This is a genomic window from Streptomyces sp. NBC_00464 (genome assembly GCF_036013915.1).
GTDB lineage: Bacteria > Actinomycetota > Actinomycetes > Streptomycetales > Streptomycetaceae > Streptomyces.
Genome location: NZ_CP107899.1, coordinates 1,430,494 through 1,449,740, shown reverse-complemented (window position 1 = coordinate 1,449,740; position 19,247 = coordinate 1,430,494). Strand labels below are relative to the sequence as shown.

Below are 19,247 nucleotides of genomic sequence, written 5' to 3'. Positions count from 1 at the left end.
CCCGCTGCCCGCCGGGGCTCGAAGGCCCCGTCAGGGCTCCCGGTCACACCTCGACCGGGAGCCCCGCCGCGCGCCAGGCCTGGAAACCGCCGATCAGGTCCGTCGCCCGGTACAGCCCGAGCCGGTGCAGAGACTCGGCGGCAAGGCTGGACGCGTACCCCTCGTTGCAGATCACCACCACCTGCAGACCGTGGCTCACGGCCTCTGCCGCGCGATGGCTTCCCTGCGGGTCCAGCCGCCATTCCAGCTCGTTGCGTTCGACGACCAGCGCCCCCGGAATCAGCCCGTCCCGCGCCCGCAGTTCCGCGTAGCGGATGTCCACGAGCAACGCGCCCTCCTCGGCCGCCGCCTTGGCCTCCTGCGGTCCGAGCCGTTCGTATCCGGCCCGGACCCGCTCCAGGAGCTCGTCGATCCCGACCCGGTCGTCGCCACCGTTGTGCCGTACCTCGTCGCTCACTGCCAGTCCTCCGGACGCTCGGTCTGCTCCAGGCGGAGCACCGCGCCGGTGCGGCTGTAGCGCCGGATCTGCGGCAGCGGCGGGTAGTACGCGTGGACGGAGACGGCGTGCTCCGTGGCCGACTCGTTCAGCACCTCGTGGACGTGGTGCCGGCCGAACGCCTTGCCCTGACCGGTCGTCAACTCCCGTGAGCGGTCGATGTCCTCGGACAGTTCCAGCGTCTTCCAGCCGTCGGTGGGCAGCCGCGCCGCGAGCGCGTGTTCCTTCAGCGTGCCGGCCGCGGTGAGGAAGGCACCGATCGAATCGGCGTGGTCGTGCCAGCCGGTTCCCGTGCCGGGCGGCCAGCCGATCAGCCAGGCCTCGCTGCCGCCGGGCCCGTCGAGCCGGATCCAGGTTCGGCCCTCGGGGTCGAGGGGGAGTGAGGCGATGAGTGCGGCGTCCGCGGCGGTGCTGCGGACGAAGTCGAGTAGTTCCGCAGCGGTCGGACCGGGGTCGGACGTACGCACGGGCACAGGGGAGGGAGAGGCAGACACAGGGACCGTCCTGAGAGTTCGCGTGGACGCTCCGGCCGTACGTCACAGCGCGCGGCGGAGCAGGAGAAGGCGATTCAGCAGGACGGGCGACACACGCAGCCCGCATAGCGGAGGAGGTCCATATGGACCCTCCGCCACAGGCGCACATCGGTGTCGGTCATGTTCCGGAGTAGACCATGTGCGCCTGCGTCGGTCAATTGATGTCTGCGGTCCGGTCGGAGCGCACGGAGGTGAGAACCGCGCCGCCGCGCGCCGCGTCCGCCGCCGCGAGGAGTTCCGCCGGCCGGACCCCGCCGAACGACTCCACGAGATGGCCGTCCGGCCGGACCAGCAGCACGGTGTGCGCGGACGCGCCCGGATAGCTCTCGGTGACCAGCAGTTCGGCCTTCACCGGCAGGCCGTCGACCGCCTCGACGAGCCGGGGCATGACGCCGGCCCGCATCCAGTGCCGGCGGTCCCAGACCCCCGTACCCGGTGCCACGAGCACCACGAGAAGATGGCCCTGCCCCAGCCGTTCCCGAAGCCGCACGGTCGTGCCGTCGGGCGCGGTGACCCGTACATCCGCGACCGGCGCACCGGGGGGCGTACCCACCGCGGTGTGCGCCTCGGCGCGCGGGGGCGCAAGGGGGGAATGGGAGTAGGACGGGGGCGCACCGAGTGGGCCGCAGCCCAGATGCCCGTCGGTGAGGAGCGAGTCGTGCCCCCGTGCGCTCCCGGGAATCAGCGTCCGCAGCCCCCCGCCGCCCCGCAGTATCGGCAGCGACTGGTCGGCGGCGCGCAGCCGTGAGGCGACTGCCGCCCGCCGCTCGGCCTGGTAGCTGTCGAGCAGCACGTCATGGGCGCCGTGATGCCAGGCCAGTGCCAGCTTCCACGCCAGGTTCTCGGCGTCCCGCAGCCCCTCGTCCAGCCCCTGGGTACCGAGGGCACCCAGCAGATGGGCGGCGTCCCCTGCCAGGAAGGCCCGCTTCACCCGCCACCGCCGCGCGAGCCGGTGGTGGAGCGTGTAGACCCCGGTGTCCAGCAGTTCGTACGGGGGCGTCTCGCCGCACCAGCCGGCCAGGGTGTCCCGGACCCGGGTGACAAGGGCGTCCGGCGTGACGAGTTCGCCCCGTGGCGGCAGCAGCCAGTCCAGCCGCCAGACACCGTCCGGCAGCGGCCGCGCGGTGACCTCGGCGCCACCGGTGCGCCAGGGCGGCAGCCGGTGCAGTACGGCCTCGCCGGGCCAGGGCAGTTCGGTGCGCAGCGCGGCGACGGCATGCCGCTCCACCGCCGTACGCCCGGGAAACCGGATGTCGAGGAGCTTGCGCACGGTGGACCTGGCCCCGTCGCAGCCGACCAGGTAACTCCCGCGCCACCAGGTGGAACCGGGCTCGCGCGTGTGCACCGTGACCCCGTCGCGGTCCTGCTCCAGCGTGTCGATCCGGCTGAGCCGTGCCGTCTGTACGAGATCCTGCGCGGCGACCGCGTCCCGCAGCCCACGCACCAGCGCGTGCTGCGGTACGTGGACGGGGGCGGCCGACAGACCGCCGTCGGGCGCGCCTTCGCCGAGCGCGAGTTCGCGTACGAGCTGCCTGCGCCGCACGGACCGCCAGCCGGACCAGCGAAGGCCCTCGTCCTGGAGCGTCTTGCAGCCGAGCCGTTCGACCAGGTCGGCGGTGTCCTCGCGCAGCACGACCGTGCGGGCCGGACGGGTCTCGTCCTTGCCCGGGTCCTCGTCGAGGAGCACACAGGGCACACCCTGCGCCGCCAGGGCGAGCGACAGCACCAGGCCCACGGGCCCGGCGCCGACGATGATCACCGGGTCCACGGCGCGGCCCCCGGAACACCTGCGGTCGGACGCCCGGAGGCGCGCGAGAGGAGCGAGGAGGCCGGGGCGGCCCCTGAGACGGAGGACGGCGTCGAAGGAGATGCGGCAGCGGAGGCTCGGGGCGCGATCACAGAACGTATGCAACCTACTGGGGGTGCGTGCGTCAAGTGACACCGGAACGCGGCGAGGGGCGGTGGCGCATGCGCCACCGCCCCTCGCGGACGTCGGTCGACGAGCCGTCAGACGGCGTGCCCGTCATCGATTCTGAGCGACGGCGCACCGATCGTCTCCAGGTCGCCCCCGGGGCCGGTGCCCACGACGGCGCCCGTGCTCTTCTTCGCGCGCCGGAGCCGCTGCTCAAGCCAGCTCGCGAACGACGTGAGGGCGAAGTTCACCGCGAGGTAGATCACGGCGATGATCGTGAAGCACGCGATGGTGTTCGCGCCGTAGTTCGCGGCCATCGGCCGGACCGAGGCCAGCAGCTCCGGGAAGCTGAGCACCGCGCCACCGAGTGCCGTGTCCTTCACGATCACCACGACCTGGCTGACGATCGCCGGCAGCATCGCGGTCACCGCCTGCGGCAGCAGCACGAAGACCATGGTCTGGCCCTTGCGCATGCCGATCGCCTTGGCCGCGTCCGTCTGCCCCGAGGGGAGCGTCAGAATGCCGGCCCGCACGATCTCGGCGAGCACCGAGGCGTTGTAGAGCACCAGCCCCGTGATCACGGCGTACAGCAGACGGGTGTCCGGGTCGAGGCTGGTGTACTCGAAGTAGGCCTGGTTCGCGATGAGCATCAGGATCAGGACCGGAATGGCCCGGAAGAACTCCACGACCGCACCGGACGGTGCCCGCATCCACCGGTGGTCCGAGAGCCGGCCGATTCCGAACAGCGCGCCCAGCGGAAGCGCGATGATCAGCGCGAAGAACGCCGCCTTGAGCGTGTTCTGGAGCCCCGGCCAGATGTATGTCTCCCACGGCTGGGAGCTGGTGAAGAAGGGCTTCCACTTGATCCAGTCGAGCTGGTGCTTGGAGGCGAGACCGTCGTACACCCACCACACCACGGCTGCCGCGCCCAGCACGAACAGGACGGTGTAGAGGATGTTCCGACGCTTGGCGCGCGGCCCCTGGGCGTCGTAGAGGACCGAGGTCATCGCTTCACCGCCACCTTCTTGCTCACCCAGCCGAGGATGAGGCCGGTCGGGAGGGTCAGAACGATGAAGCCGAACGCGAAGACAGCCGAGATCAGAAGCAGCTGCGCTTCGTTCTCGATCATCTTCTTCATCAGGTAGGAGGCCTCCGCCACCCCGATCGCGGAAGCGACGGTGGTGTTCTTCGTCAGCGCGATCAGCACGTTGGAGAGCGGATTGACGACCGCGCGGAAGGCCTGCGGGAGGATGATCAGCCGCAGTACCTGGGTGAAGCTCAGGCCGAGGGCGCGTGCCGCTTCGGCCTGACCGACCGGCACCGTGTTGATGCCGGACCGCAGGGCTTCGCACACGAACGCGGCGGTGTAGGCGCTCAACGCCAGGACCGCGAGCCGGAAGTTGATGCCCGTGATGTCGGTTGCGCCGAGACTGACGGCCAGCGTCGAGTACAGACCCAGCGAGGAGAACATAATGATCACGGTCAGGGGGATATTCCTGACCACGTTGATGTAGCCGGTCGCGAAACCGCGCATCAGGGGGACCGGGCTGACCTTCATGCCGGCCAGCAGCGTTCCCCATATGAGGGAGCCGAGGGCGGAGTAGACGGTGAGTTGCACCGTCACCCAGAAGGCCCCCAGCAGGTCGTAACCATCAAGAAAGTCGAACACGATCTCCCGCGCTTCCGCGTGTAGGAGGGCACGGCGCGCCGCCGTCAGTGGCGGCGCGCCCGGTCAGCCCTGCTTCACTTGACGACGTTGCCGATCTTCGGGGCGGGCTCGTTCTTGTAGCCTGCCGGGCCGAAGTTGGCCTTCACGGCCTTCTCCCACGAACCGTCCGAGACCATCTTGGTGAGCGCGTCGTTGATCTTCTTCTTGAGGTCGGCGTCGCCCTTCTTCAGGCCGATGCCGTAGTTCTCGTTGGTCATCTTGAAGCCGGCCAGCTTGAACTTGCCCTTGTTGACGTCCTGCGAGGCGTAGCCGGCCAGGATGCTGTCATCCGTGGTCAGCGCGTCAACAGCCTCGTTCTCCAGGCCGGTCAGGCACTCCGAGTAGCCGCCGTACTCCTGAAGGTCCGCCTTCGGGGCCAGCTTGTCGTGGACGTTCTGCGCCGAGGTCGAGCCGGTGACCGAGCAGAGCTTCTTGTTGTTCAGGTCCTCGGGCGCCTTGATGGAGGTGTCGTCCGCGCGGACCAGGATGTCCTGGTGGGCCAGGAGGTACGGGCCCGCGAAGTCGACCTTCGCCAGCCGCTCGTCGTTGATCGAGTAGGAGGCGGCGATGAACTTCACGTCACCGCGCTCGATCGACGTCTCACGGTCGGCGCTCTTGGTCTCCTTGAACTCGATGTTCTTGGCGTCGTAGCCCAGTTCCTTGGCGACGTACGTGGCGACATCGACGTCGAAGCCGGTGAACTTGCCGTCCGGGGTCTTCAGACCGATACCCGGCTGGTCGATCTTGATACCGATCGTGATCTTCTTGCCGCCGCCCGAACCGGACGCGTCGTCCTTGTCGTCGGAACCACAGGCGGTGGCGGTCAGGGCGAGGGCGAGCACGGCGGCCGAGGCGGCGGTGACCTTACGAAGCTGCATGGTGAAATTCCCTAGAGTTGACGCGATGTGAGTGATCAGCCGGTCCGGAAACCGGCGCTGAAGGCTCCATCAGTGGTGAAGGATCTTCGACAGGAAGTCCTTGGCACGGTCACTGCGCGGGTTGCTGAAGAACTGGTCGGGCGTGGCTTCTTCGACGATCTTCCCGTCCGCCATGAAGACGACCCGGTTGGCCGCGGAACGCGCGAAGCCCATCTCGTGGGTGACGACGACCATGGTCATCCCCTCGCGGGCGAGCTGCTGCATGACCTCCAGCACCTCGTTGATCATCTCCGGGTCGAGCGCGGAGGTCGGCTCGTCGAAGAGCATGACCTTCGGGTCCATCGCCAACGCCCGTGCGATCGCCACACGTTGCTGCTGACCGCCGGAGAGCTGCGACGGGTACTTGTCGGCCTGGGTCGCGACGCCCACCCGGTCGAGCAGCGAACGCGCCTTGTCCTCGGCAGCCTTCTTGTCCGCCTTGCGGACCTTGAGCTGGCCGAGCGTCACGTTCTCGAGCACCGTCTTGTGGGCGAAGAGATTGAACGACTGGAAGACCATGCCGACATCGGCACGCAGCCTCGCCAGCTCCTTGCCCTCTTCGGGCAGGGGCTTTCCGTCGATCGTGATCGCGCCCGAGTCGATCGTCTCCAAGCGGTTGATCGTGCGGCACAGCGTGGACTTCCCGGACCCGGAGGGTCCGATGACGACCACGACCTCGCCACGGGCGATCGTCAGGTCGATGTCCTGGAGCACATGCAGCGCGCCGAAGTGCTTGTTGACGTTGCTCAGCACGACCAGGTCGCCGCCGGGCGCGGGTGCAGCGTCCTCGGCGCCCTTGGTCACTGAAACTCCGCTCATCGGCTTCTTGCTCCGTCCTCCTCGGTTGGGAAGGACCTTAGTGACGCAGTGCGACCAGCGTCATTACATCTGAGCGGAAATTGAGCATAACGATCCGGCTGCAACCGGACACTCCGCGTGAACGGGACGCCCTGTCGGACCCTCGGGGCGTACCGGGTGCATAACGGAAACCTCGATGCAACGGAAGGGGCCTTGACTGGCCCACCGGTCATCGGAGTGGATGCCCTGGTACACCCTGACGTGAAACGCCCCGGTACGGGGAAGTAACCGGGGGTGTACGTGACCGTGCAAACACCGCGCATCCGGAGAGAAAGGGGGGCCATGAGACTGCTGCTCGTCGAGGACGACAACCACGTCGCCGCCGCCCTGTCCGCGATCCTCGCCCGCCACGGCTTCCAGGTCGTGCACGCCCGCAGCGGCGAGGAGGCCCTCCAGGCGCTCCTGCCGACCGAGACCGAAGCCTTCGGGGTCGTGCTCCTCGACCTCGGCCTGCCCGACCAGGACGGCTACGAGGTCTGCGGGAAGATCCGCAAGCGCAGCTCCGTACCCGTGATCATGGTGACGGCGCGGGCCGACGTGCGCTCGCGGATCCACGGACTCAACCTCGGCGCCGACGACTACGTGACCAAGCCGTACGACACCGGTGAGCTCCTCGCCCGTATCCATGCCGTCAGCCGGCGCAAGACGGGCCCCGAGGACACCGCGCCCACGCCCGTCGCAGCCCTGCGCCTGGGGCATGTGCACATCGAGCTGCCGACCCGGCGGGTCAGTGTCGACGGGAGCGAAGTACAGCTCACCCGCAAGGAGTTCGACCTTCTCGCGCTGCTCGCCCAGCGGCCCGGGGTGGTGTTCCGCCGGGAGCAGATCATCAGCGAGGTGTGGCGTACGAGCTGGGAGGGGACGGGACGCACCCTGGAGGTGCATGTCGCCTCCCTGCGCTCCAAACTGCGGCTGCCCGCCCTGATCGAGACCGTGCGCGGGGTCGGCTACCGCCTCGTCGCGCCGTCCGCGTAGAAGGCGTACGTCCCCGTTGCGTACCCGGCTGCTCCCACTGCTCATCGTCCTCATGGCGAGCGTTCTGCTCGCGCTCGGCTTCCCGCTGGCCGTCAGCGGGGCCGCAGCCGAACAGCAGCGCGTCGTGATCGACCGCATCGACGACACGGCACGCTTCGCCGCACTCGCCCAGTTCATCACCGAACGCACCAGCGGCTACGACGAGCGGCGCCGCACGCTCCAGGGCGAGCTGGAGACGTACGACGCCGTCTACGGCATCCGGGCCGGCGTCTTCTACCGTGACGACTCCGCGATGGCCAAGGCGCCGGGGTCCTGGCGGCTGCCCGTCGAGGGCGAGGGCCGTGAGGCGTTCAACGAGGCGCTGCTCGGCCGCCGCAGCCACGATCCGCCCCAGGTCTGGCCCTGGCAGGACGGCCGGGTCGTCGTCGCCTCGCCCGTCGTGCGGGACGGCGATGTGGTCGCCGTCGTCGTCATCGACTCGCCCACCGACCAGATGCGTGCCGCCACGCTCCGCGGCTGGCTGCTGATCGCCGCGGGTGAGGTGATCGCGATGCTGGTGGCCCTGGGCGCCGCGAACCGGCTCACCGGCTGGGTACTGCTCCCCGTGCGGACGCTGGACGCCGCCGCCCACGACATCGCCAGCGGCCGGATGCGGTCCCGGGTCGCGGCGTCGGGCGGGCCACCGGAACTCAGGCGCCTGGCCCGCTCGTTCAACGAGATGGCCGACAACGTCGAGGACGTGCTGGAGCAGCAGCGCGCCTTTGTCGCCGACGCCTCGCACCAGTTGCGCAATCCACTGGCGGCGCTGCTGCTGCGGATCGAGCTGCTCGCCCTCGAACTGCCCGAGGGCAACCAGGAGATCGCTTCCGTGCGTACGGAGGGCAAGCGCCTGGGCCAGGTCCTCGACGACCTGCTCGACCTGGCGCTGGCCGAGCACGCCGACGCCGTACTGCAGCTCACGGACATAGGCGCGCTCAGCTCCGAACGGGTCGCCTCCTGGCGGCCGGTGGCCGAGGAGAAGGGCGTACGACTGCGGGCGGACGGCATGGGGGCCGTCACCGCCTGGGCGGATCCCATCGCGCTGTCCAGCGCACTCGACGCCATCATCGACAACGCCCTCAAGTTCACGCCCGAGGACGAGGAGGTCCGGGTCACGGTCGCTGCCGGGAGCACCTGCGTCACCGTGGTCGTGGCGGACGGCGGACCGGGGCTCACCGATCAGGAGATGGAGCGCGTCGGTGACCGGTTCTGGCGCAGTTCCCAGCATCAGAACGTACGGGGGTCAGGCCTTGGCCTCTCCATCTCCAAGGCGCTCCTCGCCGCGAGCGCCGGCTCGCTCTCCTGCGCGCGCAACGAACCGCACGGGCTGCGCGTGACGGTCTCGGTGCCGCGCAACGGGCCGCAGGGCTGAGGAAGCCGGGGCGGGGTCCCTCGGGGCTTGCGGGGTCCCTCAGGGCTTGACCGAGCGGTAGTAGCGCTTGGCCCCTTCGTGCAGCGGCAGCGGATCCGTGTAGATCGCCGTCCGGAGGTCCACCAGCTGCGCGGCGTGCACCTCGCGCCCGATCCGGTCCCGGCTGTCGATCACCGTCCGGGTGAACGCCTCCGTCATCGCCGCGTCCGTGCGGTCCGTGGTCACCAGCACATTGGCGACCGCCACGGTGGGGATGGCCTGCCCCTGCTGCGCGTTGCGGTAGGCGTCGGCGGGCATCACGGCCGAGCGGTAGTAGCGGGTGGACCCCCCGGCCGCCTGGAGCTCCTTGATGAGCGGGTCCTCCAGCGGGACCAGCCGGATCGAGAACCGGTCCGAGAGATCCGCCACCGCGGTGGTCGGCAGGCCGCCGGACCAGAAGAACGCGTCGAGCCGGCCCTCCCTCAGCAGCTTCGGCATCGTGTCGATCCCGGCCGGCACCGCCGTCACGTCGTCGACGGGGTTCAGGCCCGCGGCCGTCATCAGCCGGTCGGCGACCAGCCGCACCCCCGACCCGGGCTGTCCGACCGCGACCCTCTTGCCGCGCAGATCCCCGACCTTGCGGATGTCCGAGTCCCGCTTCACGACAAGCTGAATGTAGTCGTCGTACAGCCGGACACAGCCGCGCAGCCGGTCGGCGCCCGGCTTGTGGCCCCGGATATAGGTGGCGAGGGCGTCGGTGGTGGCGATGGTGAAATCGGCCTGGCCCGTCGCGACCCGGGCGATGTTCTGCTGCGAGCCCTCACTGGTCTGCAGCCGTATCGACACCTCGGGCAGGTCCTTGGCGAGCGCACCCTTGAGCCGCTCGCCGTAGCGCTCGTAGACGCCGCTGCGCACCCCGGTACTGAACGTCAGCGACCCGGTCGGCGCCGGGTCGCCGAGGGGGAGCAGCCACCAGAGCAGCAGTCCGAGCACGACGACGAGGGCGGCGCCCGTCCGAAGGGAGCGACGCCGGCCGATTCGGGACAGTCCTGCCGGGAGCATGGCGGCGATCCTGCCAGGTGATTCCCGGCCCTGGCCAGGGGTGCCATCGGATCTGCTCTGCCGCGGCGGGCGCCGGTGTACGGTCCGGAAGCCGCCCGCGGCGGGAGGTGTCCGGGCAGCGCCTACCCTTGTCGCATGAGCAGCGGCAACCGGAGCGAAGCAGTGGACGTCAGAAAAAGCTATGAGGTGCGCACCTACGGGTGCCAGATGAACGTCCACGACTCCGAGCGGCTGTCGGGTCTGCTGGAGGACGCCGGCTATGTGCGGGCGCCCGAGGGATCCGACGGTGACGCCGATGTCGTCGTCTTCAACACCTGCGCGGTGCGGGAGAACGCCGACAACAAGCTCTACGGCAACCTCGGCCGGCTCGCCCCGATGAAGACGAAGCGCCCCGGGATGCAGATCGCGGTCGGCGGCTGCCTCGCGCAGAAGGACCGCGACACCATCGTCCAGCGGGCCCCCTGGGTCGATGTCGTCTTCGGTACGCACAACATCGGCAAGCTGCCCGTGCTGCTGGAGCGCGCCCGTATCCAGGAGGAGGCGCAGATCGAGATCGCCGAGTCCCTGGAGGCGTTCCCCTCGACGCTGCCCACCCGCCGCGAGTCCGCGTACGCCGCCTGGGTCTCGATCTCCGTCGGCTGCAACAACACCTGCACCTTCTGCATCGTCCCGGCGCTGCGCGGCAAGGAGAAGGACCGCCGGACCGGCGACATCCTGGCCGAGATCGAGGCCCTGGTCGCCGAGGGCGTCTCCGAGATCACCCTGCTCGGCCAGAACGTCAACGCGTACGGCTCCGACATCGGTGACCGGGAGGCCTTCTCCAAGCTGCTGCGGGCCTGCGGGCGGATCGAGGGCCTGGAGCGGGTCCGCTTCACCTCGCCGCACCCGCGCGACTTCACCGACGACGTGATCGCGGCCATGGCCGAGACGCCGAACGTGATGCCGCAGCTGCACATGCCGATGCAGTCGGGCTCGGACACGATCCTGAAGGCGATGCGGCGCTCGTACCGGCAGGAACGCTTCCTCGGCATCATCGACAAGGTGCGGGCCGCGATGCCGGACGCAGCGATCTCCACCGACATCATCGTCGGCTTCCCCGGTGAGACCGAGGAGGACTTCGAGCAGACCATGCACGCGGTCCGCGAGGCGCGCTTCGCCAACGCCTTCACCTTCCAGTACTCCAAGCGCCCCGGAACCCCGGCCGCCGACATGGAAGGGCAGATCCCCAAGGAGGTCGTCCAGGAGCGGTACATGCGTCTGTCCGTCCTCCAGGAGGAGATCTCCTGGTCGGAGAACAAGAAGCAGGTCGGCCGCACCCTGGACGTCATGGTCGCGGAGGGCGAGGGCCGCAAGGACGGCGCGACCCACCGCCTGTCCGGCCGCGCGCCCGACAACCGCCTGGTCCACTTCACCAAGCCGGACGAGGACGTAAGGCCCGGCGACGTGGTGACCGTCGAGATCAGCTACGCCGCCCCGCACCACCTGCTCGCCGAGGGCGCGCCCCTCGGGGTGCGGCGGACCCGCTCGGGGGACGCCTGGGAGAAGCGCACCGCCGCTGCTGCCGCCAAGCCCGTCGGCGTCATGCTGGGCCTGCCCGGGATCGGCGCCCCGGCGCCGCTGCCCGCCGCCTCGGCACCGGGCTGCGGCTGCGACTGACGGGCGTACCGATCCCCGTGCGGTAGCGGCAGGCCAGTACGCTGCCCACCATGCTTGTCGCCGCCGCTGTCTGCCCCTGTCCGCCGTTGCTGGTCCCCGATGTCGCCGCTGGTGCCGCGCCCGAGCTCGATGAGGCGCGGACCGCGTGCACCGACGCCCTGGGCGTGCTCGCGGCCTCCCGGCCCGATCTGCTGATCGTGGTCGGCCCCGCGGACCTCGCGGGCCGCGGTACCCACCCGGAGGGCGCCACCGGTGGCTTCCAGGAGTTCGGTGTGGACCTCGGCGTACGGCTGGGACGGGACCTGGGCACGGTCGCGGAGCGCCCGCTCGCTCCGTCGCTCGCGGTCGGCGCGTGGCTGCTGTCCCGCACCGGCTGGTCGGGTACCCCGGTCGAGGCGCTCGGTGTGGGGGAGCCGCTGGAGACCGGCCGCTGCTCGGAGACGGGGCGTGAGCTGGCCGCACGTGCGGAGCGGGTCGCGCTGCTGGTGATGGGCGACGGCAGTGCCTGCCGCACCCTGAAGGCGCCCGGCTACCTCGACGAGCGCGCCGCCGGTTTCGACGCGGCTGCCTCGCGCGCGCTGGGGGCGGCGGACACGGGTGCGCTGATCGCGCTGGACGAAGCGCTGGCGTACGAACTCAAGGCCGCGGGCCGCGCGCCCTGGCAGGTGCTCGCGGGGGCGGCCGAGGGAGCCGGACTGGACGGCAGGCTGCTGTACGACGACGCACCGTACGGCGTGGGCTACATGGTCGCGGCCTGGTCCTGACCCTCTCACTCAAAGGCAGAACGCACGACGTCTCGCGAGCAGGCAGTACGCATGACGTCTCGCGGGCAGAACGCACGACGGCCGTGGAGCGATGCCGCTCCACGGCCGTCGTGCTGTCCTGCGGCCCGCTGTCAGGAGGCGGGCGGCGGCGGAGTGCTGCCCGGAGCGGGCGGCGTACCGCCCCCGTCCTTCTGGGCCAGCCGGTCCACGGCCCCCTTGGCCTTCTGCGTGCCGGACACGATCTTGTCGCTGTACTTGCCCTTGGTCTTCGCGTCCACCGTCCGCGCGGCCTTGTCGAGCCCCTGGTCGATCTTGTCCCCGTGCTGCTGCGCGAGGTCGCTCACCTTGTCCTTCGCCGGGCTCAGCTTCGCCTTCAAATTGTCCATGAAGCCCATCGGACACCTTCTCTGCTGGGGGCTGCGTGCGCGTGCTCTCTCCGGCCCCGGTACCCGCCCTGCTGTCCCGTACTCTCCCGGCCGCGGCATCGGCGGTGTGGGGGGACAAACGGCAGAACCATGAGAAACCACCCAAATGTAGACACCATTTTACTCGGTAGGGGCGTGACGCGGCGGGTGCCCCACGGCCTGCGCCTCGCCCATTCGGGAACGGCCCCGAGGTTTGCGAGACTGGGGCAGTGAGAAGTCCAGCTCCCGCACCGCGGGTCATCGCCGTCGTCGGTCCCACCGCAGCCGGAAAGTCCGACCTGGGGGTGTTCCTCGCCCAGCAGCTCGGGGGCGAAGTGGTCAACGCCGACTCCATGCAGCTCTACCGGGGGATGGACATCGGCACCGCCAAGCTGACGCCCGACGAGCGCGGATCCGTACCCCACCGATTGCTGGACATCTGGGACGTCACCGAGGCCGCCAGCGTTGCGGAGTACCAGCGCCTGGCCCGCATCGAGATCGACCGGCTGCTCGCCGAGGGCCGCACGCCGGTCCTGGTGGGCGGTTCCGGGCTGTACGTGAAGGGCGCGATCGACGCCCTGGAGTTCCCCGGGACGGACCCCGGCGTCCGGGCCGCGCTGGAGGCGGAGCTGGCCGAGCACGGCTCCGGAGCGCTGCACGAGCGGCTGTCCGCGGCCGACCCCGAGGCGGGCCGCGCCATCCTGCCGAGCAACGGCCGGCGCATCGTGCGGGCCCTTGAGGTCATCGAGATCACCGGCAAGCCCTTCACCGCCAACCTCCCGGGTAACGATGCGGTCTACGACGCCGTCCAGATCGGCGTCGACGTGGCCCGCCCGGAGCTCGACGAGCGCATCGCGATGCGGGTCGACCGGATGTGGGAGGCCGGACTCGTGGACGAGGTGCGCGCCCTGGAGGCGCTGGGCCTGCGGGAGGGGCGCACCGCCTCCCGGGCGCTCGGCTATCAGCAGGTGCTCACCGCCCTGGCGGGGGAGTGCACCGAGGACGAGGCGCGCACCGAGACCGTGCGCGCCACCAAACGCTTCGCGCGCCGTCAGGACTCCTGGTTCCGCCGCGACCCGCGCGTCCAGTGGCTGAACGGTGCCGCGGAGCACCGCGGGGAACTCCCGGGCCGGGCGCTGGCGTTGGTCGAACGAGCGGTTACAGCCTGATCACGTGATGGCATCGGGAAGCCCTGCCAGTCAATTCGGCGACCTGCGGCGTGCCATCATCGAGCATCGATCGACCAGTCCGAGTTGGGAGGGCGCGTGGCGATGGAGGCCGGCCCTCGCGACACAGAACAAGACGCACCGGACACGCAGCACGAAGCAGGACGTCTGAGCCCCGACGGGCCCGATGAGTTCGCCGTGACCCCCGAGGTCGAGGTCGAGCTGCGTCCCGCCCGCCGGATGCGAATCTGGCAGCTCGCGCCGATCGTCATGCTCGCCGCTCTGGGATCGCTGATGTTCGCCTTCCCGCTCGCCTTCGAGGTGGGCGACGGCGGCCCAGTGGTCGCGATGCTGGGACTGCTGATCAGCTGCTGCGCCGCGGGCTGGGGCATGATGGCCGCCCGCCGCGTCGGACACACCTGGCCGGGACTGCCGTCCCGGGGGTCCGGGGAGCGGGCCGACTGGCGGGTGATCGCGCTGTACGTCGCGGTGTGCGCCGTACTGGTCGCGCTGGCCGTCTGGCGCGTGGCACGACTGCAGAACTGAGGACTGCGGAACCGAGGACCGGACCGGACCGGGGCGTGCTGGCGGTCCGGGCGACGCTCCCCTTCCGGCGGGCCGGTTCTCCGAGCTGTCGGCGTGGGCTCGTACAGTTGTCCTGTGACCACCTCGCAGATCGCCTTCCTCAAGGGCCACGGCACCGAGAACGACTTCGTGATCGTTCCCGACCCGGACAACGCCCTCGACCTGCCCGTGTCCCTCGTCGCCGGGCTGTGCGACCGTCGCGCCGGCATCGGCGGTGACGGACTGCTGCACGTCGTGCGGTCCGCCGCGCACCCCGAGGCGCAGGCCATGGCCGACGAGGCCGAGTGGTTCATGGACTACCGCAACGCCGACGGATCCATCGCCGAGATGTGCGGCAACGGCGTGCGCGTCTTCGCCCGCTACCTCCAGCGCGCCGGTGCCGTGGAGGAGGGCGACCTCGCGGTCGCCACTCGCGGCGGCGTGAAGAAGGTGCACCTCGCCAAGAACGGCGACGTGACCGTCTCGATGGGCCGCGCCCTGCTTCCCGCCGACGGCGTCACCGTCACCGTCGGAGGCCGCAGCTGGGACGCCCGCAACGTGAACATGGGCAATCCGCACGCGATCGCGTTCGTCGACGACCTGGCCCACGCCGGGGATCTGTTCCGCGAGCCGTCCTTCGCGCCCGCCGCTGTCTACCCCGACGGGGTCAACATCGAGTTCGTCGTGGACCGCGGGCCTCGGCACGTCGCGATGCGGGTCCACGAGCGGGGCTCGGGCGAGACCCGCTCCTGCGGCACCGGCGCCTGCGCCGTGGCCGTCGCCGCGGCACGACGGGACGCTGCGGACCCGGCGGAGACCGGGGCTCCGGTCACGTACACCGTCGATCTTCCGGGCGGCACCCTGGTGATCACCGAGCATCCGGACGGAGAGATCGAGATGACCGGAGCGGCCGTGATCGTCGCCGAGGGCATGATCGATCCCGTCTGGCTCGACACGCTCACGTCATAGAGCTTCGCTCGAATGGGTGATCCGTTTCACGCTGGGCGAGAGCCGGACTCCGCCACGTGGTGGGGTCGGTAGCATCAAGCACCGGCCCGGAGGCGCGACCGCACCTTCCCACCGCCGGTCGACGTTGCCGGAGGTGCCCCATGAGCGCAGAGGCCACCAACCCAGGTGCTCCCATCCGCAGGCGGGGCCGTCCCCGGATCGACCTCCGCAGGCTCGGCCGGGTCGCCCTGCTCGGCCCGGTCTCCCGGGACCGGCTGCCGGACGCCATCGGCCATGTCGCCGAGGCTCACCGGGCCCACCATCCCGACGCCGATCTCGCCGTGCTGCACCGGGCCTACGTCCTCGCGGAGAGCTCGCACCGTGGACAGATGCGCAAGAGCGGCGAGCCGTACATCACGCACCCGCTCGCGGTCACCCTCATCCTCGCCGAGCTCGGCGCCGAGACCACCACCCTGACCGCGTCCCTTCTCCATGACACGGTCGAAGACACCGAGGTGACCCTCGACCAGGTGCGGGAGCAGTTCGGTGAGGAGGTCTGTTACCTCGTCGACGGCGTGACCAAACTGGAGAAGGTCGACTACGGGGCCGCCGCCGAGCCGGAGACCTTCCGCAAGATGCTCGTCGCCACCGGCGACGACGTCCGGGTGATGTCGATCAAGCTCGCCGACCGGCTGCACAACATGCGCACGCTCGGCGTGATGCGCCCCGAGAAGCAGGCCAGGATCGCCAAGGTCACCCGCGACGTCCTGATCCCGCTCGCCGAACGGCTCGGTGTCCAGGCGCTCAAGACGGAGCTGGAGGACCTCGTCTTCGCCATCCTCCACCCCGAGGAGTACGCGCACACCCGCGCCGTGATCTCCGCCGCGACCGCCGCCGACCCGCTCACCGCCATCGCGGGCAACGTGGCCGCGGTCCTCAGGGAAGCCGACATCACCGCCGAAGTGGCCGTCAGGCCACGCCACTTCGTCTCCGTGCACCGCGTCCGGATCAAACGCGGCGAACTGCGCGGCAGCGACTTCGGACGCCTGCTGGTGCTCGTGGGCGAGGACGCCGACTGCTATGCGGTCCTCGGCGAGCTCCACACCTGTTTCACCCCGGTGATCTCCGAGTTCAAGGACTTCATCGCCTCACCCAAGTTCAACCTGTACCAGTCGCTGCACACCGCGGTGGTGGGCCCGGACGGCGAGGTCGCCGAAGTCCTCATCCGCACCCACCGCATGCACAAGGTCGCCGAGGCCGGCGTCATCGCGCTCGGCAATCCCTACGCCGCGGACGGCACGGCACCGAGCACCGAACCCGCCGACGGCGAACGGGCCGACCCGACCCGCCCCGGCTGGCTCTCCCGACTCCTCCAGTGGCAGCAGTCCGCCCCCGACCCCGACACCTTCTGGACCACCCTGCGCGCCGATCTCGCCCAGGACCGCGAGATCACCGTCTTCCGCACCGACGGCGGCACGCTCGGCCTGCCCGTGGGCGCCACCTGCGTCGACGCCGCCTACGCACAGTACGGGGACGCCGCACACAGCTGTATCGGGGCCAGGGTGAACGGCCGGCTGGCCACACTCAGCACCGTGCTCGGCGACGGCGACACCGTCCAGCCGCTCCTCGCCGAGGACGCCGCGTCCGGGCCCTCGCCCGACTGGCTCGACCACGTGACGACGCCCACCGCCCGCATCGCCATCACCGGCTGGCTCGACGCCCATCCACAGGACCCGGAAGCCGCCGCCGGAAACCCGCCCGACGGCCGCAGGCCCGGCCCGCAGCCGGCCCGGTCCCCCCGGCCCGCACGGCCGGGATCCGCCGGTGCGGCCGGCCGGCCGGTGAGCGCGGTGGTCGAGCGGCCCGACACCACCGTGCGGCTCGCGGGCTGCTGCACCCCCGTACCCCCCGACGACGTCACCGGATTCACGGTGCGCGGCGGCGCCGTCACCGTGCACCGGCTGGAGTGTCCCGTCGTGGCCAGGATGGCAGCCGTCGGCCGGGTGCCGGTCGTCGTGAGCTGGGGCGATGCGGCCGAATGCCGGGTGACCCTGGTCGCGGAGTCCTTCGGGCGGCCCCGGCTGCTCGCCGACCTCACCGAGGCGATCGCCGGCGCGGACGCGGCCGTCATCTCCGCCACCGTCGAACCCCCCAGCGAACAGCGCGTGCGCCACACGTACACCCTGCAACTCCCCGATGCCGCCGGACTGCCCGCGCTGATGCGCGCCATGCGTGACGTACCGGGGGTGTACGACGTGAGCCGCGCCCAGCAGCCGGCCGCCGCGCTCTGACCCGGGTGCGCACCATCCGCGACGGCGGATCTCGTTCGGGTGGCGCGGCGCGCGCCGTCCCGTCATGGCAGGGCGGCGCTGGTAGCCGTAGTCCATGCCGTTCCTCTCCCGCCGTCTGCGGGCCGCCCTGCTGGCCACCGCATCGGCCACCCTCGTTGCCGCAACCCTGCCCGCACCGGTGCCCCTCGGCATCGGGGACCCGCTCTTTCCGTATCTGGGCAACCCCGGATACGACGTACTCGCGTACGACATCGGCCTCAGCTACGAAGGCCGCAACAGCGAACCGCTGGACGCCGTCACCACGATCGACGCGCGCACGACCGAGCCGCTGGACCGGATCAATCTCGACTTCACCCGCGGCACCGTGCGCTCCGTCGAAGTCAACGGTCTGCGCGCCGACTTCACGACCCAGGACGAGGACCTGATCATCGAGCCACCGGGCAGCCTCCCGGCCGGAGTGCCCCTGCGCATCACCGTCCACCACACCAGCGACCCCGCGGGCGACCAGGACAGCGGGGGCTGGGTGCGGACCGCCGACGGGCTCGCCATGGCCAACCAGGCCGACGCCGGCCACCGGGTCTTCCCCAGCAACGACCACCCCGCCGACAAGGCGTACTTCACCTTCCGCGTCACCGCCCCGCAGGATCTGACGGTGGTGGCCAACGGCCTGCGCACCGGGCGGATCAGACAGGGCGACCGCACCACCTGGACCTACCGCACCGACCACCCCATGGCCACCGAACTGGCCCAGGTCAGCATCGGGCGGTCCACCGTCGTCGAGCGCACCGGTCCGCACGGACTGCCCGTGCGCGACGTCGTGCCGGCCGCCGACCGGGAGAGGCTCGAACCCTGGCTGAAGAAGACCCCCGGCCAGCTGGCATGGATGGAACAGCAGGTCGGTCGCTATCCGTTCGAGAACTACGGCGTACTCGTCGCCGACACCGAGACCGGGTTCGAGCTGGAGACCCAGACCCTCTCCCTCTTCGAGCGCCGGCTGTTCACCGACGACGGCTTCCCCGAGTGGTACGTCGACTCGGTCATGGTCCACGAGCTCGCCCACCAGTGGTTCGGCGACAGCGTCTCACCGCGGACCTGGTCCGATCTCTGGCTCAACGAGGGGCACGCCAGCTGGTACGAGGCGCGCTACGCCGAGGACCACGCCGACAAGCCGTTGGAGCGTCGGATGCGTGACGCCTACAGCCGCTCGGACGGCTGGCGCGCCGAGGGCGGTCCGCCGGCCCGCCCCGCCGCGCCGGCACCGGGCGAGAAGATCAGCCTGTTCCGGCCGGTGGTGTACGACGGAAGCGCACTGGTCCTCTACGCGCTCCGCCAGGAGATCGGCAAGGGCGACTTCGACCGGCTGGAGAGGCTCTGGGTGAGGAAGCACCGCGACTCCAACGCCGCCACGGCCGACTTCACCGCTCTGGCGTCCCGGGTGGCCGGACGCGACCTGACCGCGTTCTTCGACGGATGGCTGTACGGGAAGAAGACGCCGCCCATGCCGGGGCATCCGGACTGGCGCAGCACGACACCGGCGCGGCAACGGTAAACCCGCGTGACGGGCCGGTCCCGCCATGCCACTATCGACGAGTCGCCGCGGCGG

General features: G+C 70.6%; 19 protein-coding genes. 9 read left to right on the top strand and 10 right to left on the bottom strand.

All coding sequences use genetic code 11. The features are described from left to right. Positions 1–43: 43 nt before the first annotated feature. From OG912_RS06205 to OG912_RS06170, 8 genes are all read right to left on the bottom strand, one after another. A complete protein-coding gene (locus OG912_RS06205; protein WP_327708531.1) occupies positions 44–457 on the bottom strand; it encodes a rhodanese-like domain-containing protein in 414 nt (137 codons plus the stop codon). Then, the gene (locus OG912_RS06200) at positions 454–969 is read right to left on the bottom strand and encodes a cysteine dioxygenase (RefSeq protein ID WP_327713353.1); all 516 of its coding nucleotides are present in this window, start codon (positions 967–969) and stop codon (positions 454–456) included. The genes OG912_RS06205 and OG912_RS06200 overlap by 4 nt, the downstream gene beginning before the upstream one ends. Before the next feature lie 95 nt (positions 970–1,064). Then, on the bottom strand, positions 1,065–1,151 hold the full coding sequence (locus OG912_RS06195) for a putative leader peptide (protein WP_311307652.1): 87 nt from the start codon (positions 1,149–1,151) through the stop codon (positions 1,065–1,067). A gap of 32 nt (positions 1,152–1,183) precedes the next feature. After that, a complete protein-coding gene (locus OG912_RS06190) occupies positions 1,184–2,797 on the bottom strand; it encodes an FAD-dependent monooxygenase (protein WP_327708530.1) in 1,614 nt (537 codons plus the stop codon). Between the two features lie 239 nt (positions 2,798–3,036). Continuing rightward, complete coding sequence (locus tag OG912_RS06185; protein ID WP_327708529.1) at positions 3,037–3,948, bottom strand: amino acid ABC transporter permease; 912 nt, start codon at positions 3,946–3,948, stop codon at positions 3,037–3,039. After that, entirely contained in the window at positions 3,945–4,610 is a 666-nt protein-coding gene (locus OG912_RS06180; protein ID WP_327708528.1) for an amino acid ABC transporter permease, read from the bottom strand. Before OG912_RS06180 ends, OG912_RS06185 begins: the two co-directional genes overlap by 4 nt. A gap of 74 nt (positions 4,611–4,684) precedes the next feature. Further along, a complete protein-coding gene (locus OG912_RS06175) occupies positions 4,685–5,527 on the bottom strand; it encodes a glutamate ABC transporter substrate-binding protein (RefSeq protein ID WP_327708527.1) in 843 nt (280 codons plus the stop codon). A 69-nt stretch (positions 5,528–5,596) separates the two neighbouring features. After that, on the bottom strand, positions 5,597–6,385 hold the full coding sequence (locus tag OG912_RS06170; protein WP_326739253.1) for an amino acid ABC transporter ATP-binding protein: 789 nt from the start codon (positions 6,383–6,385) through the stop codon (positions 5,597–5,599). A 321-nt stretch (positions 6,386–6,706) separates the two neighbouring features. Between OG912_RS06170 and OG912_RS06165 the strand changes: the two genes are divergently transcribed. Further along, positions 6,707–7,399, top strand: a complete 693-nt coding sequence (locus OG912_RS06165; RefSeq protein WP_326739254.1) for a response regulator transcription factor — start codon at positions 6,707–6,709, stop codon at positions 7,397–7,399. Positions 7,400–7,415: 16 nt separating this feature from the next. Beyond that, on the top strand, positions 7,416–8,810 hold the full coding sequence (locus tag OG912_RS06160) for a sensor histidine kinase (protein ID WP_326739255.1): 1,395 nt from the start codon (positions 7,416–7,418) through the stop codon (positions 8,808–8,810). Positions 8,811–8,849: 39 nt separating this feature from the next. On the opposite strand, the gene OG912_RS06155 is transcribed toward OG912_RS06160, so the two are convergent. Continuing rightward, a complete protein-coding gene (locus OG912_RS06155; RefSeq protein ID WP_327708526.1) occupies positions 8,850–9,851 on the bottom strand; it encodes a TAXI family TRAP transporter solute-binding subunit in 1,002 nt (333 codons plus the stop codon). A 135-nt stretch (positions 9,852–9,986) separates the two neighbouring features. Between OG912_RS06155 and miaB the strand changes: the two genes are divergently transcribed. Together miaB and OG912_RS06145 are read left to right on the top strand one after the other, a co-directional pair. Next, complete coding sequence (miaB, locus tag OG912_RS06150; protein WP_327708525.1) at positions 9,987–11,507, top strand: tRNA (N6-isopentenyl adenosine(37)-C2)-methylthiotransferase MiaB; 1,521 nt, start codon at positions 9,987–9,989, stop codon at positions 11,505–11,507. 50 nt (positions 11,508–11,557) lie between these two features. Next, positions 11,558–12,271, top strand: coding sequence for a class III extradiol dioxygenase subunit B-like domain-containing protein (locus tag OG912_RS06145; protein ID WP_327708524.1), 714 nt, complete (start codon positions 11,558–11,560; stop codon positions 12,269–12,271). 131 nt (positions 12,272–12,402) lie between these two features. On the opposite strand, the gene OG912_RS06140 is transcribed toward OG912_RS06145, so the two are convergent. Next, a complete protein-coding gene (locus OG912_RS06140) occupies positions 12,403–12,666 on the bottom strand; it encodes an antitoxin (RefSeq protein ID WP_326739259.1) in 264 nt (87 codons plus the stop codon). Positions 12,667–12,905: 239 nt separating this feature from the next. On the opposite strand from OG912_RS06140, the gene miaA reads away from it, so the two are divergent. From miaA to OG912_RS06115, 5 genes are all read left to right on the top strand, one after another. Further along, entirely contained in the window at positions 12,906–13,844 is a 939-nt protein-coding gene (gene miaA / locus OG912_RS06135) for a tRNA (adenosine(37)-N6)-dimethylallyltransferase MiaA (protein WP_327708523.1), read from the top strand. A gap of 102 nt (positions 13,845–13,946) precedes the next feature. Continuing rightward, positions 13,947–14,387, top strand: a complete 441-nt coding sequence (locus tag OG912_RS06130; RefSeq protein WP_327713352.1) for a hypothetical protein — start codon at positions 13,947–13,949, stop codon at positions 14,385–14,387. 114 nt (positions 14,388–14,501) lie between these two features. Beyond that, positions 14,502–15,374 carry a diaminopimelate epimerase gene (gene dapF, locus OG912_RS06125; RefSeq protein ID WP_327708522.1) on the top strand — a complete coding sequence of 291 codons (873 nt, stop codon included), beginning with the start codon at positions 14,502–14,504 and terminating at the stop codon, positions 15,372–15,374. A gap of 140 nt (positions 15,375–15,514) precedes the next feature. Beyond that, positions 15,515–17,644, top strand: a complete 2,130-nt coding sequence (locus tag OG912_RS06120; protein ID WP_327708521.1) for a RelA/SpoT family protein — start codon at positions 15,515–15,517, stop codon at positions 17,642–17,644. 94 nt (positions 17,645–17,738) lie between these two features. Further along, positions 17,739–19,193, top strand: a complete 1,455-nt coding sequence (locus OG912_RS06115; RefSeq protein WP_327708520.1) for a M1 family metallopeptidase — start codon at positions 17,739–17,741, stop codon at positions 19,191–19,193. The last annotated feature ends 54 nt before the right edge of the window (positions 19,194–19,247 follow it).

What these genes read in the sequence shown, in the direction of transcription:
- OG912_RS06165 (WP_326739254.1), top strand. Translation starts at nt 6,707, where the DNA reads ATGAGACTGCTGCTCGTCGAGGACGACAACCACGTCGCCGCCGCCCTG.
- OG912_RS06130 (WP_327713352.1), top strand. Translation starts at nt 13,947, where the DNA reads ATGGAGGCCGGCCCTCGCGACACAGAACAAGACGCACCGGACACGCAG.
- OG912_RS06145 (WP_327708524.1), top strand. Translation starts at nt 11,558, where the DNA reads ATGCTTGTCGCCGCCGCTGTCTGCCCCTGTCCGCCGTTGCTGGTCCCC.
- OG912_RS06115 (WP_327708520.1), top strand. Translation starts at nt 17,739, where the DNA reads ATGCCGTTCCTCTCCCGCCGTCTGCGGGCCGCCCTGCTGGCCACCGCA.
- miaB (WP_327708525.1), top strand. Translation starts at nt 9,987, where the DNA reads ATGAGCAGCGGCAACCGGAGCGAAGCAGTGGACGTCAGAAAAAGCTAT.
- OG912_RS06155 (WP_327708526.1), bottom strand. Translation starts at nt 9,851, where the DNA reads ATGCTCCCGGCAGGACTGTCCCGAATCGGCCGGCGTCGCTCCCTTCGG.
- OG912_RS06170 (WP_326739253.1), bottom strand. Translation starts at nt 6,385, where the DNA reads ATGAGCGGAGTTTCAGTGACCAAGGGCGCCGAGGACGCTGCACCCGCG.
- OG912_RS06120 (WP_327708521.1), top strand. Translation starts at nt 15,515, where the DNA reads ATGAGCGCAGAGGCCACCAACCCAGGTGCTCCCATCCGCAGGCGGGGC.
- OG912_RS06140 (WP_326739259.1), bottom strand. Translation starts at nt 12,666, where the DNA reads ATGGGCTTCATGGACAATTTGAAGGCGAAGCTGAGCCCGGCGAAGGAC.
- OG912_RS06195 (WP_311307652.1), bottom strand. Translation starts at nt 1,151, where the DNA reads ATGACCGACACCGATGTGCGCCTGTGGCGGAGGGTCCATATGGACCTC.
- OG912_RS06185 (WP_327708529.1), bottom strand. Translation starts at nt 3,948, where the DNA reads ATGACCTCGGTCCTCTACGACGCCCAGGGGCCGCGCGCCAAGCGTCGG.
- OG912_RS06175 (WP_327708527.1), bottom strand. Translation starts at nt 5,527, where the DNA reads ATGCAGCTTCGTAAGGTCACCGCCGCCTCGGCCGCCGTGCTCGCCCTC.